A 15,047-nucleotide genomic window follows, 5' to 3' on the forward strand; every position below is an offset into this window, starting at 1 on the left:
TCTCTTCATGGACAAAAGCTTACCCGCTACCGCCGGTCTCTGTAATCTCATATGGAATTGGCTAAGGCTGCACTCTTCTCATCTCAACTCTGTCTCTGGCTAACTCTACTCTACTTAACTCTGCTACACACACTATATCTCATGGGATGTTACTTTGGCAACCATCAACTTAAAAAACGGACGCTTATTTCCCTTGGGAAGCCAGATCCGGTCTTAACGCCTGCGCTCCGTTCAAATATACATGTTTAATTTCCCGCTGGGATTTATCGGTGTTCACCTGTACCATCAAACGGATGCACTTGGGTAAACTGCCTGCCACAGGAACTTCTAATGCACACATGAGCGGAACCATATCCCAGCCATCAAGCTGACGAATGGCCTTGGCTGGAAAGGCAGTATCCAGATCATGAGTCACCGTAATCCATACGTTACTAATATCCTCCGGCTGAATTTCATTGTAGGATACAATTTCCTCCAGTAGTTGGCTTGTTGCTTCCAAAATTTCATTTTCTTCATTATTCGCTACGGTCGTCGCGCCACGAATTCCACGATTGTACATCGTTACGCCCCCTCTTTTAACTGTTCAATAACTTGTCGGATGTAAGAGACGGAAATATCCTTCACAACCTCCACGTGCCCGATGCTACGTGGGACGACAAAAGTAATGCTGCCTTCTTTGAACTTTTTGTCATGCATCATCGCGTCCAGCAGCCGATCTGTATCGAGATGTGACGGAAGGGAGGTCGGTAGCCGTAGCGAAGACAACATATCCTTCGTTTCATCTACCAAAGAAGGATCTGCCCCCAGCTTCACGCCCAAAAGTGCGGAGCCGACCATACCAATAGAAATGGCTTCCCCGTGTAAAAACTCACCATATCCCGCAATGGCTTCAATCGCATGACCAATCGTATGGCCTAAGTTCAGAATAGCGCGTAAATCATTTTCTCGTTCATCGCGCGACACCACTTCGGCTTTTACGGAACATCCCTTTTCCAGACCGTACTCCAGAGCTGTCGCATCCAGCGCAAGCAAATCAGTCGCATGGTCACGGCACCACTGGGCAAAATCAGCATCCCAGATCAAACCATGCTTGATCATTTCAGCAAGCCCCGCAGATACCTCACGAGGAGGTAATGTTGACAACGTATCTACGTCATACAACACAAGTTCCGGTTGGTGGAAGGCTCCTATCATATTTTTCGCCAATGGATGATTGATACCAACCTTACCGCCCACGCTACTGTCATGGGCAAGGATCGTAGTGGGGATCTGTACAAACTTGACACCTCTCATATAAGAAGCCGCCACAAATCCAGCCAAATCGCCCACCACACCACCACCAAGTGCAATAACGGCTGAATTGCGATCCAAGCCGCCCTCAATGGCTGCTGTTATGACCTGCTCAAATACAGCAAGCGACTTGGAGGTTTCACCTGGCTTAACGACAAAGGACACCGTCTTGTAGCCAGATGCCAGAAGATTACTCTCCAATGTTGCCAAGTAGAATCCCGCTACGTTTTCGTCAGAAACAATCAACAACGGGCTTTTTTGCGCAATTCCTCGCTCCTTCAACAACTCTCCGGCTCGATGTAACAGCCCTCGTCCGATATGAATAGGATATGAACGTTCGCCAAGCTGTACCGTCAGCGTACTCATCTTAGTACCGCCCCAGTTGTTCTTCGTAGGATGCAATATTCGCGCGAATCTCTTCAATCGAATCCCCGCCGAATTTTTCTAGCAAAGCTTTCGCAATCTCCCAAGCTACCACATGCTCCATAACTACGCTAGCCGCGGGTACTGCACATGCATCCGAACGCTCAACCTGTGCGGTGAACGCTTCCTTTGTATCAATGTCGACGCTTTGCAGCGGCTTATAGAGTGTGGGAATCGGCTTCATTACGCCACGAACCACAACTGGCATTCCATTCGTCATGCCACCCTCAAAACCGCCCAAACGATTGGTACGACGATGATATCCACGTTCCTCATCATATAGAATCTCGTCATGCACCTGTGAACCGCGCAATTCTCCTGCTTCAAAGCCGATGCCGATTTCCACACCTTTAAATGCATTAATCGACATGACGCCTTGTGCGATACGTGCATCCAGTTTCCGATCATACTGTACATGACTACCCAGACCAATCGGAACACCTTCTACAATACATTCCACTACCCCACCGACTGAATCACCTTCTTGCTTGATCAGATCAATGTATGCTTCCATTTTCTTTTCGGTTTCTGGATCGGTTACTCTCACCGAGGAAGCTTCTGTCACGGAAATCAGCTCATCAATCGGCAAATCGCGGTAAGGAGCTTCGATTTCCCCAATGCGGATGACCTGACCTGCCACCTTGATTCCAAACTCAGCCAGCAATTGACGGGCCAAGCCGCCGCATGCTACACGAATTGCTGTTTCACGTGCACTGGAGCGCTCCAGCACGTTACGAAGATCCTTCAGGTTATATTTCATTCCGCCATTCAAATCCGCATGACCCGGACGTGGCCGGTGAACCCGTCGCTTTTCTTCATCACTGCCTTCAATAGGCTCAATATTCATAATGTTCTGCCAGTGCTTCCAATCGTTATTTTCCACAACCAGCGCAATCGGTGCACCCGTGGTATAGCCGTGACGTACGCCCCCGGCAATCTTCGCCGTATCCTTTTCAATCTGCATACGCCGACCCCGTCCATATCCTTTCTGACGACGGTGTAGCTGAAAATTCAATTCCTCAAAATCCAATTTTAAATTGCTCGGCATACCCTCTACAATGGCAGTAAGCTGGGGACCATGCGTTTCCCCCGCGGTTAAATAACGTAAACTCATGACGCGTTCCCCCTTTAAACTGTTAAACTGTGCATCGCTAAAATCTTTAACTGTGCTTCATTATAGTATACGCACCTTTCTTTGACAAGAAAAGCCACGTGTATGCAGATAAACAAAAACACGCCTCTTAGCCAAAGGGACTAAAGGACGTGTTTTGCTGATAAGCCAACCATCAATTACTCAAGGATATAAATAAGTTCCTATAAAACTTTGGATGATATATGCAGGCTTATGCTTTTTTGCGATAAAAAAAGGTTTCCGTCGATTCCAGACCATATTGGTTAGGAGAAAAGATTTGCTCTGTACTACCGACAAATAACACACCGCCGGGACGAAGACTGGCTGCAAACTTTTGATACAACGTATGTTTGGCCTCTTCTGTAAAATAAATCATAACATTTCGACAGATAATGAGATCATAGCCATCCTCAAACCGATCCAACAGCAAGTTTTGCTTTTGAAATTTCACGGCTTGTTTCAAACGGTCATCAATTCGATACATCGCACCATCCGGCTTAAAATATTTGCTAGCCACCTGCTCAGGTACATCCTTGAGCGAACGCTCCAAATATTTGCCTTCCTTGGCTTTTGCCAATGCACCATCATCAATGTCGGAAGCTGTAATGGAACAACTTCCTAAAATCCCTTTACCGTCGAGAACCATAGCCAGGCTATAAGGCTCTTCACCAGTCGAGCAGGCCGCACTCCACAGCTTAAGCTTCTGCTTCCCGATAAGGAGCTGTGGCAAGATTGTATCCCGCAGCACTTCCCAGCGATTGGGATTTCGCCAAAATTCCGAAACATTGATCGTCATCCGATCCAGAAATTCATAGAATAGAGGTTTTTCCTTCATCATGGCATCATAAAAAGAAACAAAACTGGGAAACCCGTTTTTGTTGCGAAGCGTAGTTAACCGCCTTTTCATCTGTGCTTCTTTGTATTGTGCAAGATCAATACCTGTGCTGTCCTTGATTTTGCGGATAAACGCTGTGTAATCGGGGTCCGTCTGACCCAGTTCCATATCCGTCATGCTACCATCCTTCTTCATACGTAATTAAACTTACATCCAGGTCGCCACACTTTTTTCATACCGAACGGATTCTTCCGGCATGAAAAAATTTGCAATCTCGCGCTCTGCGCTCTCCGGTGAATCTGAACCATGAATGAGGTTAAACGGTGTATGTGCAGCAAAGTCTCCACGAATTGTGCCCGGAAGAGCTTCAGTTACTTGTGTTTTACCGATCAACAAGCGGGAAAGCGTAACGATGTTATCCCCTTCCCATACCATGGCAAACACAGGACCTGATGTGATAAAGCCCACAAGCTCTTCAAAAAAAGGCTTGCCCACATGCTCTGCATAATGCCGTTCTGCCTGTTCTCTAGATACTTGCACAAGCTTACCAGCCGTCATTTTGAAACCTTTGTCTTCCAGACGACTGATGATACGTCCAATCAGTCCACGTTGTACACCATCCGGTTTAACCATCAAAAAAGTACGATCCATCGGCTCACTCCCAATCCAATCTAATGTATTTATACAGTACTAAACTGTATTGTAACAGAAAGCTTGGAAACGGTTAAAGTATTTTGTCACAGCAAACCCAAAACACAACTTTAGTAGGAGCGGCGTGTTACAAAATGAGCAATATCGCGTAGCGTCTTTTTTGTTTTGACATCTGGTAGTAAGTCCAGCGCGTTTAGCGCTTTATTAATATATCGGTCGGCAAGAATTTCAGCTTTAGCGATTCCTTCACTTTTTTTGATCATATCCACCGCTTTGCGTGCGTCTCCTTGCCCATCTCCATCCTGAATGCGGCGGATTTCAGCCAGTAGATCGGCACGCAACTCAGGCTGTTCAAGCGCATAAATCACCGGAAGCGTAATATTCCCCTGTCTCATATCGCTACCCGGCGGCTTGCCAATCTTTTTTTCCGTACCACACAGATCAAGCAGATCATCCTGAATTTGAAAAGCCATACCTACGTTATAGCCGTAGCTGTACAGCAGGGAATTAACACTTTCTCGTGCCCCTGCAGCCATAGCTCCCAGCTGGCAACTAACCGTAATCAACAATGCCGTTTTGCGCCGAATGCGAAGCAAATAATTACGCACACTCTGATTTACATTAAAAAAATCACGTATTTGTTCCATTTCACCAATGGACATCTGCACCAGCGCTTTAGACAGTACCCGGTGAATGTCGGGATTCGGCAGTTCAGCAGCAATAGACAGCGCACGTGCATATATGTAGTCTCCGGTGTACATAGCCACCCGATTGTCCCATTTGGACTTCACGGTGGGTTGACCGCGTCTCATTTCCGCATCGTCAATCACATCGTCGTGAACGAGAGAGGCAGAATGAATCAGTTCCAGAGGTACCGCTATACGCTTGAGCTTGTCCAGATCATATTCTCCAAACTTGCCTCCCAGCAATACAAATACGGGACGCAAACGCTTGCCCCCTGCTTTAAGCAGATGAAGCGACGTATCGTTAATCAACGGCTCCGTACTGTCGATACTGCGGTACAACTCTTCTTCTATAAAGTTCATATCCTTCTTTAATAAACCGAACAAATCCAATCGTTTCATTCTTTCACCCGTGTCAGCGTATTGTCACTCCAGAGAAGCGGCTTCACTCGTCGGTCAAGCAGCCCCAGTTCATGCGCATACTGAAAATAAAGCTCTAAACCTTGTTGTTGCTTCTCTCCAAAATCATAACACAGATTCGTAAAGTAGCGCTCCCAATAATCTCGCAGACCTCCAATTTCCTTGCATGCTTCAGAAATAACAGGCGTCAGGTCCAACAGACTACGCTGCTTGCTTGCGCGGAACGCACTTGCAATTTCAGCCACTGCCGCGGGATTTTGAGCAGCAACAGCACGTCGTACTGCCCATACAGCAAAAGTCATACTGTAGCCCGTCCAGCGCTTCCACTCTTCTCCGAGGTCCGTAACATACAGACCTTCGCTTCGCCAAGATGCCTTAATCGCGTGATCTCCAATCAGTAGCCCTGCATCTGCCTGTTCCAGCATCAAGTCAAGATCCGGTTCACAGTCAAAATAGGAAGGCTGGCCTTCCCATGCCTTTTGCATCAAAATTTTCAACAAATTCACGGATGTAGCAGACGTATTCGTTAGTGCAATGGTTCCGTTTTTGATTTCGTCCAGCGGCTTGCGTGAAAATAGTAAAATGGATTGTACAGGACCATCTGCACTGACAGATAAATCTGGCAACAATAACATTTCCCCAGCACCTGATGCATACGCAAAGGAGGACATCGCGCTGATATCCAAACTCCCATTCAGCATACCTCGATTCAATTTAGCCGGAACTTTAGAAACCATCTCCGCCGAATGGAGAAGTTCAGAAGGATTAAAATAATGAAAAATAGGCCAAGCGTTTGTATATTTAATTTTTCCGATTGTGATTGTCTTGGTGTCCGGTGTCGGCATCGGAATCCCCCCATCTCGTAAACAGTTGATGTTCTATACGCAGGCTGTCCAATACTTTGCCTACGAGGAACAGCACAATATCATCCAGCGTCTTCGGATGAAAGTAAAAAGCCGGCATAGCCGGAATCATTTTGACGCCGAGTCTCGCAAGCTTAAGCATGTTTTCCAAATGAATGGCATGTAAAGGCGTCTCACGAGGCACAAGGATCAGCGGACGGCCTTCCTTCATCATCACGTCCGCTGCCCTCGCCATGAGATTATCAGATGAACCATGTGCTACTGCTGACAACGTCCCCATCGAGCATGGCATGATAATCATTGCATCCACCAAATAAGAGCCGCTCGCAATCGAAGCTCCAATATCTGTGAACGGATGGTATACAAGAGAACCGGGACGGTCTCCGAATTGTTCATTCAAAGCCCCCTCCCGGTCAGTCACATTCCAGCCCAACTCCTCTTTCAACACCCGCCAGCCAGCATTGGAAACGATCAGGTGAACTGTGTATTGCAAGTCCAGCAGAGTCTCTACCAGTCGCACACCATAAATGCTTCCGCTCGCGCCTGTAATGCCAATAACAATTCGTTTGCCTTGATGGCCGCTGACCTGATTATTCATTAGTATTAACGCACCACCAAATCAATCAGTGTAAAAGCAAATACGACAGTACTAAGTACACCGTTCATAGTAAAGAATGCCGTCTGCAAACGACTCAAATCTTTTGGAGATACGATATAGTGTTCATAAAATAAAATAATGTACGAAATAATCATGCCCGCCAGATACCACCAGCTTAAATCTGCAATAAAGAACAGTACAATAAATCCGATCGCCGTAATGACGTGGAATGCCCGAGCGATGTTCAACGCACCCGCTACCCCAAAACGGGCAGGAATAGAATAAACTCCTTCGTTTTGGTCAAAATCTATATCCTGACAAGCATAAATCACATCAAATCCAGCCGTCCAAAATGCAATCGTGAGATATAGTACGATAGCGGTCAAATCTATTTGTCCCGTTACTGCAACCCACGCGCCTAGTGGAGCCAAACCAATGGTCAGACCGAGTACAATATGGCAAAGCCAAGTGAAACGCTTGGTGTAAGAGTAAAAAACGAGCATAAAAAAGGCCAGCGGGAACAGCTTGAACGCCAGCGGACTTAACTTGAATGATGCCCAGAATAACAACACCAAACTGACGATAATGAAAATTACCACTTCGCTCGATTTGAGTAACCCCGCCGGGATAGCGCGTCCTGCTGTGCGCGGATTTTTCCCGTCAATTACCCGGTCAATCATACGATTGAAACCAAAAGCCGCGCTACGTGCGCCAACCATAGCTAGCAGGATCCAACCGATCTGCGGCCAGGAGGGAAGGGTGCCTGTCACGACAACAGACCCCAATACAGCCCCCATGAATGCAAATGGGAGCGCAAATAACGTATGTTCAATTTTAATCATTTCCAAAAAAATAGCAATTTTCTTAAACATGCTGACTCTCCTTGATTCCAATGTGCAATGCCGCAATGCCTCCAGTGAGAGAATGAGCCTGAACATCCTTCAATCCGACTTCGCGGAAGATGCCAGCCAACTCATCCCTTCCTGGAAAAAGCGCCAACGAATCAGGGAGCCATTTATACTGCTCATAACGTTTGGCGAACAATTTGCCGAGCATGGGCAAGATGTGTTGAAAATATGTGTAGTAAATTCCCTTGAACGGCTGCCAAGTAGGTTTGGACAATTCCAGACATACGACCTGCCCGCCAGGTTTGACGACTCGTTGCATCTCCTGTAACACGTAGCGCAGATCAGGCACGTTGCGCAGACCGAAACCAATCGTCGCATAATCAAATGAATTATCTTCAAAGGGTAGTTCCATCGCGTTGCCCTGAACAAGCTTAATTTGCTTTTCACGGGATTCTGATGTAATCTTACGCTCGCCAACATTGAGCATGTTCTGACTAAAATCGAGTCCTACGATGTGACCACTTTCACTTGCTCGCGCCATCGCAAGCGTCCAGTCACATGTACCACAGCAAAGATCAATTGCCGTATCGCCGCGATGCATGTTCATTTTTTTCATCGTAAATTTCCGCCAAGCCTTATGTCTGCGAAAGCTCAGTATATCGTTCATCAAATCGTATTTACCTGCTATGCTTTCAAACACGCCATGAACGAATTGTTCTTTCGGCTTGGTGTCGCTTGATCCCATCACGTTCACCTAACCTTCCCTCACAACTGGGTGCGGACTATTTAGCAGCTTCAGGAAAGGCTCAAGCATGCGTTCAAATTCCTCGATCCCCGTATTTTGATCATCTGACAGGATCTGCCGGATGTGTGTAACAGCCGTGCGAAGCTTGTCCAATATCGCATCCTCGGCTTTGTATTTCAGAACAAGCTTACGCCATGCTTCAGTGTCAGCACCACTCTCTGAAAGCAATGCCTGCTCGTTCCGGTCCCCGTTACCATAAATATGCCAGAACATATATCCGAAACGGGACTTGTCCGGTTCTGTCCGCTTGCCCCATTCCTCCACCAAGGTATCACAGAGGGCAAATTTGTTGAGGAGTTGCTTCCAAATTTCCTGATCCTGTTCTGCTACAAGTGAAGTGAATGATAAAAAAAGCTCCTTTTTGAAACGAACCATCTGAGTTAAATACTGAGTTGCATCCAATCGGTATTGCTTCATTCCCCAGTACAGACTCATTTTCCCTGCGTTCACTTCACATACAGCATCACTCAGCTTCGAAATGGCCGTGATGCGGCCTGCCAGTGCAAGCAACTGATAAAAACGACTGCTAAAATAGTCCCCAGCTAACACTTTCAGCTGTCTGGAACGCATCTCCTCCGGGCTCCGTATACCGGATAAAGTATCAATCATATCATGCGTATCCAGCCCCATCTGCACAAGTGAGGTCACCAATGCGTACAGTTCGTCCTCACTGGCATGTAGCTCCTGGGCATTCCGGTTCAAAAACACAAACATCAAACGGGTACGGCTGTCAGGAAAAGCCGGCATTTCCGTATGTTGTTGAATCATGTCGTATTCCACATATTTCCTTGCTAATTGGGGTACGCGATACGGTTTCATCCTAAGCCTCCGAGACATGACTTTCTGCTATACTCAAATAATTGCAATGCCTTATATTATATCACAATTTAAAATGATTCGCGACTAAAGTACTGTAGGTCCACCGGCAGAACATCTAATCTGTATATACACCGTTAAACCTGTTTTGCCACATGGGCGTTACTGTAATACGGAAACGGGATTTCAAATCCTCTGGCAATTCCGCGCCTTCCCGGCTTCTCAGCTGTTCCAATGCCTCGTTCGTCCACTCGTTCCGGCGTATATCGGATGCAAGCAGCAAATGACGTTCTCCTGACCATTCGTCCTGTGTCACCACCCGAAGCAGCAATTGCCTTACATTCGTCGTTCCGTAAAAGCTAAAGGCGGCAAGCTCCGCCATGTTTTGATAAATCTCTAGTGGAGCAGTTTCTTCCTTGGACAGCTTGACATCCAGGGTCAGGACTGAATGTTCCCAGCTTGCGCTTGCAATCGGTGTGGTCAACGGTAGCTCGTTCAGTGTATCCACCAGATTGTCATCCGACAGCAGCACCCGTTGCTGAGGCGAAATCGTCGCTTGTGTCTCACGAACTGCTGCGGTTCCGGAGTCCAGCACCTGTAAGGATGGCAGCAACACAGCAGCTGCGATGGTTATGAGAATGGAGCCACCGAATACAATCCAAGGTTTCATCAGAGCCTCCCCTGACCTCTACCTCATAATGTGGGTTTGCTACGGTAAAGGTCCTCACTCTCATTCTACAACAAAAAAAAGCAGGCTATGCCTGCATTTTAATCCTCCGTATCTACAACCCCGTGCTTAGTCATCACAACAGCTTTGCCGCGAATTTTAATAGCAGAAGTATGATCCGTAAATTGGACGATCAGTACCTCGCCCTTGTCCAATTTTTCTGAATGATGCAAACGTGTATCCTGACCTCTGGTCAGACCAAAAACCTGACATCCGTTGCTTTTTGCTTTAATTACGACGTACTCACTGCTACCCGTCACGTTATCTTCCATGTCCTTTTCCTCCCTGAGAGCCGAAGCTATACTTTTTATGATGGAGATTCAAGCTTGTTTTGTCAACTACATGCTTCCCGCGCTACCTGCAACAATTAGCGTATCCCGAGCCATACTATCCGTGCAGTCTCATTCATTAAAGAAAGGAACGGATCTGATGAAAAACTATCTTCCCGCAAATCTCAGTCCTGCCCAAATCGAACGGCTTCAACAACTGGAGCATGAATTTGCTGAGCTAACGGGTGAACCCCTAGTGCTGATCGCTTATGCCTCGCGAAACGGCAGGACAGCTTCCTCTTCTCCAGTCCATAGCACCTTTACCACAAAGTAAACAGCACAAAAAGAAAAGGCCGTGAATCAAATTCACGGTCTTTTCAGCGCATTGGGAATATGTAAGAAATCTTATTTAATTCCGTCTTTGAGCGCTTTACCCGGTTTAAATGCCGGAATTTTGCTCGCAGGGATTTCGATTTCTTCTCCTGTTTGCGGGTTACGTCCTTTACGTGCGGAACGTTCACGAACCTCAAAGTTCCCGAAACCTACCAGTTGCACCTTATCTCCGCTTTGCAGCGCTCCAGAGATCGCCTCAAATACTGCATCGATTGCTTTGGTTACGTCCTTTTTGGACAATTCAGTGCTTTCAGAAACCTGATTGATCAAATCCGTTTTATTCATAATATTCACCTCCCAATTCGAGTGTAGTCCAGCATTAAGGTTATCGGTGTTAATGACCGATATGAGGTCGCCTGTATAAAATAACCCGGGCGGCGTACTGCCTTCCATAATGTTATCATCTGTTTCCGTTTCGTCGTTAAATATACATAGAATATACCTAACCTCCGCAATATAGGCCGAAACTGGCGTTTTATGGCACCCTTCTTGCGTGGAACAAGGTTTATAGTAATACAGTCCACAGACAATTTCAAGTACGACGACGGTTTAACACGTAAAAAGTAACGGCCAGCGCAAGTACCAGCACTACTCCTTTGACAATATCATGGGCAAAATATTGCACATTCATCATCGTTAGTCCATTAACCAACACACCGATCAACACCGCACCAATAAATGTACCAATAACATTGGGTTTACCAGCACCAAAGACCGAAAAACCGACGAATACTGCAGCTACCGCCTCCATGAGCAAAGGGGAACCTGCGTCAATTTGGCCTGAGCCTACTCGCGAGGCATACAAAATACCGGCAATCGCCGCAAATACGCCTGAAGCAACATAGGCCAGAGTACGGACTTTTTTTACCCGTATGCCCGACAGACGAGCAGCTTCCTCATTTCCACCCGTTACATACATTTGACGCCCATGCTTTGTATAGGTCAAGAAAACATGCACCGCCGCCACAGCCAGCAATAGTAAAATAACCGAAATCGGGATACCCAGCCATTTACCTTGCCCCAGCAAAAGAAATGCAGGAGATATCTCCCCCGGCGCCTTGCTGCCATCGGGAAACTGCATATGATTGTAAATAGTATAGCCCTGAGCGTACGTTTTGTGAATCCCGCTTACAATATACATGATTGCAAGGGTTGCGAGCAAATCAGGAATACGCAGTTTAATAATCAGTAATGAATTCAACAGTCCTACCAAAGCACCGACAACCAGAGACACAATGATGACCACCGCAACAGGCTGCTCATACCAGACCATCAAAGAAGCTGAAACGACCGTTGTCAAAGATACTGTAGCTCCCACCGATAGGTCAAAACCGTCTACGATAAGGGACAACGTCACACCAATGGCAACGAAAGTCACAATGGCAATTGAGCCAAGAATGTCCATTAAATTATCATACGTCCAGAAATAAGGTAATGTAGATGAAAAAAACGCTAACACACCTATAATGACAACTACGGCACCGTAACGAAATGAGACGTTTAACCATTTTTCCTTCATGAATGCACCTCTTCACCGCCGCTGGCATACAACAGAAGCTGTTCCTGTTCCACTTCGCCCCGCGCAAATTCCTTTATAATTTTTCCATCATACATCACTGCAATCCGATCACCAATGCCAATCCCTTCAGCAAATTCACAGGTTAGATAAATGATCGCTTTTCCTTGCTCCGCCAACTCGCCAATGATACGGAAAATATCACTTTTTGCCCCTATATCTACACCCTTGGTTGGCTCGTCAAAAACAAATACATCCGCTCCAGAATGCAACCATTTCCCAATCGCAACTTTTTGCTGATTCCCACCACTTAAGTATTTAACATTCTGGCGGAGCGATGGCGTCTTAATACCGAGAGAGGCGACAATTCCATTACCGTTATTTCGTTCTTTACGCCGACTGATGAAACCAAGGACACTCAGTTTGCCCAAAAGCGGAAGGCTGAGGTTTCTTTCTACACTCTCCTCAATCAGCACCCCCTGCTTACGCCGCTCCTCGGGTATGGACACAATTCCTTGAGCTACCGCGTCCGCTGGCTCTCTCAATCGAATGGAGCGACCTTTAAAGGTCAACTCTCCCTTATCCGGCTTGTCTGCTCCTGTAAGAAGTCGTGACAGCTCTGTCTTGCCTGCACCAACCAAACCCACAATAGAGAGAATTTCACCACATCGGACTTGTAAATCAATGCCGTGCACTCGTAATCCTTTGTGAAGCCCTTTCGCTTCCAATACCGTTTCACCAATCGGTACCTCTGTTTTTGGGAATTCCTCTTCAAATGTTTTCCCAAGCATATGCGTAACGATGTCGCCTACACTTAAATCAGAGGCAGGCCCCGTGAACACGCGCTCACCATCACGCATCACCGTAACATGGTCACTGTGTTCGATAACCTCCGGCAATCGGTGTGTGATGAGGATACATGCAACTCCCTCATCCTTGAGTGTATGGATTGTGCGGAACAAACGTCGCGTTTCTTCCTCGCTGAGCGGCGCCGTAGGCTCATCAAAAATGATGGTATTTGCTTGCTGTGTCAGAATGCGTGCAATAAGCACAAGCTGTTTTTCTGCCAACGTCAATTCAGACACATATCGTCTTACGTCAATATCTACCTCCAGACGTGCTAATGCCTCACGCGCTCGTCTGCGCATAGAACCCGGTGCAGCCCACCATCGACCATCAGGTGCAGATAAATCGTCCATTACAATATTTTCAGCGACAGTTAACTGAGGTACAAGCGCTGAATCGACCTCCTGATACACACAGTGAATTCCCGCTCTTTTGGCCTCCCACGGTGAACTAATGTTCAGTTCCTTCCCACCAACTACGATAGCTCCCTGATCGGAACGATACGCACCGGACAAAATCTTCATCAATGTGCTTTTCCCTGCCCCGTTGGCGCCCAGCAGCGCGTGAATCTCGCCACCCTGCACCGTAAAATCCACGGCTCGCAGCGCATCTACACCAGCAAACTGTTTGCTGATTTTTTTCATTTCCAATGTATATACTTGTGAACTCATGGTGCCCCCTCACGCCTGCTTATGATAAAAGCGCGCCGAAGCGCGCCTTTGCGTTATGCAAACATTTTATTTGGACGTTTTATATTCCTTCATCCAATCCTTATAGCCCTGCTCGCTTTGGCCCCATCCCTTCACATATTGGGACAGCTCGGATGTGGAAATTTGCTTATCTGGCAGCGCTTCGCGTTGCACATATACAGCCTTCAGTACGACTTTCTCCTCCGGATTATCCCCATGCAGCTTCTGATATGCATAGCGCACTTGTACGCGCCCGATATCTGTTGGATCTACGGCAGCCGAGGCCACCCAAGGATTTTTCGGGTCTTGGATCATTTGTAAGTCCTCGTCGCTCATGTCAATGCCGTAGACTTTAATTTCCGTACGTCCCGCTTGTTGGATGGCACGTGCTGCGCCTTTGGCAAATTCATCCCAAGCCGCCCAGACGGCTGTAATTTCGCCCTTAGGATATTGCTTTAATACAGCTTCCATTTTGGCTTGCGTATCTAACGCAGGATTCTGAGCCGAACCAAAAGTCGCAATTTCTTTAATATCCGGATTGGATTTCAAAAATGCACTATAAGCAACCTGACGACGTTCCATCGGCGCAAATCCGGCAACCCATACTTTCACAATGTTGCCTTTGCCACCGATATCCTTTTTCATTTGCTCCAGCGTCAGCTCAGCCATGCTTTGGTCATCCTGTGAGAGCACTACCGCACCCGGAACAGTGACGGCAGCATCGAACACGATAACCGGAATATTGCGGGAAATTGCTTTTTTTAGCCCTGTCTCCAGCAATGCATCACCGTGATCAGTCAATATGACATCATACTGCTGGTTAATCGCACTATCAAGCAGAGAAGCCATTTTAGCCTTATCGTTATCTGCCACAAACTTGGTCAGCGTGCCGCCAAATTTCTTAACTTCATCTTCCACACCTTGAACATACTGTTGTGAAAATGTGCCTGTGTTAAACTCCATAATCAACGCAACCCGTTTACCCTTTAGGTTTAAATTGTCCGGTTTTCCATCTGGTGTATTCGATCCTGCCGTGCTTGTCCCTTGCGTGCCGCTCTCTGTTTTCGGTACGCCACATGCAGTGACCAGCAAAACCAGCACCAGTAGCATGATAGTTCCCAGCCCTAGCTTTTTGTTTCTTTGGAGCTCTTTTTGGATATTCATGATTTCATTTCCCCCTCGTTCAATCCACAAAATAATTCAAATTTGATACTTAATATATCGCTTTAAACCAAGTATGTAA

18 protein-coding genes are annotated in these 15,047 nt (G+C 46.8%); 1 reads left to right on the forward strand and 17 read right to left on the reverse strand.

Features of this window, described 5'->3' with window-relative positions:
• Nucleotides 1-184: 184 nt before the first annotated feature.
• From aroH to mtrB, 13 genes are all read right to left on the reverse strand, one after another.
• Nucleotides 185-559 (reverse strand): chorismate mutase, encoded by a 375-nt coding sequence (gene aroH / locus AC5ELV_RS05940; protein WP_029517339.1) that lies wholly within the window; start codon nucleotides 557-559, stop codon nucleotides 185-187.
• A 2-nt stretch (nucleotides 560-561) separates the two neighbouring features.
• The gene (aroB, locus tag AC5ELV_RS05945; RefSeq protein WP_493429494.1) at nucleotides 562-1,656 is read right to left on the reverse strand and encodes a 3-dehydroquinate synthase; all 1,095 of its coding nucleotides are present in this window, start codon (nucleotides 1,654-1,656) and stop codon (nucleotides 562-564) included.
• Between the two features lies 1 nt (nucleotide 1,657).
• Entirely contained in the window at nucleotides 1,658-2,827 is a 1,170-nt protein-coding gene (aroC, locus tag AC5ELV_RS05950) for a chorismate synthase (protein ID WP_493429495.1), read from the reverse strand.
• A gap of 229 nt (nucleotides 2,828-3,056) precedes the next feature.
• Nucleotides 3,057-3,857: a CheR family methyltransferase gene (locus tag AC5ELV_RS05955; protein ID WP_493429496.1), complete on the reverse strand. Its 801-nt coding sequence runs from the start codon at nucleotides 3,855-3,857 to the stop codon at nucleotides 3,057-3,059.
• Nucleotides 3,858-3,887: 30 nt separating this feature from the next.
• Nucleotides 3,888-4,331, reverse strand: coding sequence for a nucleoside-diphosphate kinase (gene ndk, locus AC5ELV_RS05960; protein WP_013310722.1), 444 nt, complete (start codon nucleotides 4,329-4,331; stop codon nucleotides 3,888-3,890).
• 110 nt (nucleotides 4,332-4,441) lie between these two features.
• On the reverse strand, nucleotides 4,442-5,416 hold the full coding sequence (locus AC5ELV_RS05965; RefSeq protein ID WP_493429497.1) for a polyprenyl synthetase family protein: 975 nt from the start codon (nucleotides 5,414-5,416) through the stop codon (nucleotides 4,442-4,444).
• Nucleotides 5,413-6,279, reverse strand: a complete 867-nt coding sequence (locus AC5ELV_RS05970; protein WP_493429498.1) for a menaquinone biosynthetic enzyme MqnA/MqnD family protein — start codon at nucleotides 6,277-6,279, stop codon at nucleotides 5,413-5,415. The genes AC5ELV_RS05965 and AC5ELV_RS05970 overlap by 4 nt, the downstream gene beginning before the upstream one ends.
• A complete protein-coding gene (locus AC5ELV_RS05975; protein ID WP_493429499.1) occupies nucleotides 6,236-6,895 on the reverse strand; it encodes a UbiX family flavin prenyltransferase in 660 nt (219 codons plus the stop codon). Before AC5ELV_RS05975 ends, AC5ELV_RS05970 begins: the two co-directional genes overlap by 44 nt.
• A 5-nt stretch (nucleotides 6,896-6,900) precedes the next feature.
• On the reverse strand, nucleotides 6,901-7,767 hold the full coding sequence (locus tag AC5ELV_RS05980) for a UbiA-like polyprenyltransferase (RefSeq protein ID WP_493429500.1): 867 nt from the start codon (nucleotides 7,765-7,767) through the stop codon (nucleotides 6,901-6,903).
• On the reverse strand, nucleotides 7,760-8,488 hold the full coding sequence (locus AC5ELV_RS05985; RefSeq protein WP_493429865.1) for a demethylmenaquinone methyltransferase: 729 nt from the start codon (nucleotides 8,486-8,488) through the stop codon (nucleotides 7,760-7,762). The genes AC5ELV_RS05980 and AC5ELV_RS05985 overlap by 8 nt, the downstream gene beginning before the upstream one ends.
• A gap of 9 nt (nucleotides 8,489-8,497) precedes the next feature.
• The gene (locus AC5ELV_RS05990) at nucleotides 8,498-9,367 is read right to left on the reverse strand and encodes a heptaprenyl diphosphate synthase component 1 (RefSeq protein ID WP_493429501.1); all 870 of its coding nucleotides are present in this window, start codon (nucleotides 9,365-9,367) and stop codon (nucleotides 8,498-8,500) included.
• Between the two features lie 115 nt (nucleotides 9,368-9,482).
• Nucleotides 9,483-10,034, reverse strand: coding sequence for a hypothetical protein (locus AC5ELV_RS05995; protein WP_023989175.1), 552 nt, complete (start codon nucleotides 10,032-10,034; stop codon nucleotides 9,483-9,485).
• A gap of 98 nt (nucleotides 10,035-10,132) precedes the next feature.
• Nucleotides 10,133-10,363: a trp RNA-binding attenuation protein MtrB gene (gene mtrB, locus AC5ELV_RS06000; RefSeq protein ID WP_013310730.1), complete on the reverse strand. Its 231-nt coding sequence runs from the start codon at nucleotides 10,361-10,363 to the stop codon at nucleotides 10,133-10,135.
• A gap of 37 nt (nucleotides 10,364-10,400) precedes the next feature.
• Here mtrB and AC5ELV_RS06005 point away from each other — a divergent pair, with 37 nt between their 5' ends.
• Nucleotides 10,401-10,694 (forward strand): hypothetical protein, encoded by a 294-nt coding sequence (locus AC5ELV_RS06005; RefSeq protein WP_493429502.1) that lies wholly within the window; start codon nucleotides 10,401-10,403, stop codon nucleotides 10,692-10,694.
• Nucleotides 10,695-10,765: 71 nt separating this feature from the next.
• On the opposite strand, the gene AC5ELV_RS06010 is transcribed toward AC5ELV_RS06005, so the two are convergent.
• The 4 genes from AC5ELV_RS06010 to AC5ELV_RS06025 form a co-directional block, all read right to left on the reverse strand.
• The gene (locus tag AC5ELV_RS06010; RefSeq protein WP_013310732.1) at nucleotides 10,766-11,038 is read right to left on the reverse strand and encodes an HU family DNA-binding protein; all 273 of its coding nucleotides are present in this window, start codon (nucleotides 11,036-11,038) and stop codon (nucleotides 10,766-10,768) included.
• Between the two features lie 247 nt (nucleotides 11,039-11,285).
• On the reverse strand, nucleotides 11,286-12,272 hold the full coding sequence (locus tag AC5ELV_RS06015; RefSeq protein ID WP_013310733.1) for an ABC transporter permease: 987 nt from the start codon (nucleotides 12,270-12,272) through the stop codon (nucleotides 11,286-11,288).
• The gene (locus AC5ELV_RS06020) at nucleotides 12,269-13,786 is read right to left on the reverse strand and encodes a sugar ABC transporter ATP-binding protein (protein ID WP_254347450.1); all 1,518 of its coding nucleotides are present in this window, start codon (nucleotides 13,784-13,786) and stop codon (nucleotides 12,269-12,271) included. The genes AC5ELV_RS06015 and AC5ELV_RS06020 overlap by 4 nt, the downstream gene beginning before the upstream one ends.
• Nucleotides 13,787-13,852: 66 nt before the next feature.
• Nucleotides 13,853-14,968 carry a sugar ABC transporter substrate-binding protein gene (locus tag AC5ELV_RS06025; protein ID WP_493429503.1) on the reverse strand — a complete coding sequence of 372 codons (1,116 nt, stop codon included), beginning with the start codon at nucleotides 14,966-14,968 and terminating at the stop codon, nucleotides 13,853-13,855.
• Nucleotides 14,969-15,047 lie beyond the last annotated feature (79 nt).

It is taken from the genome of Paenibacillus sp. NMA1017 (assembly GCF_058895805.1).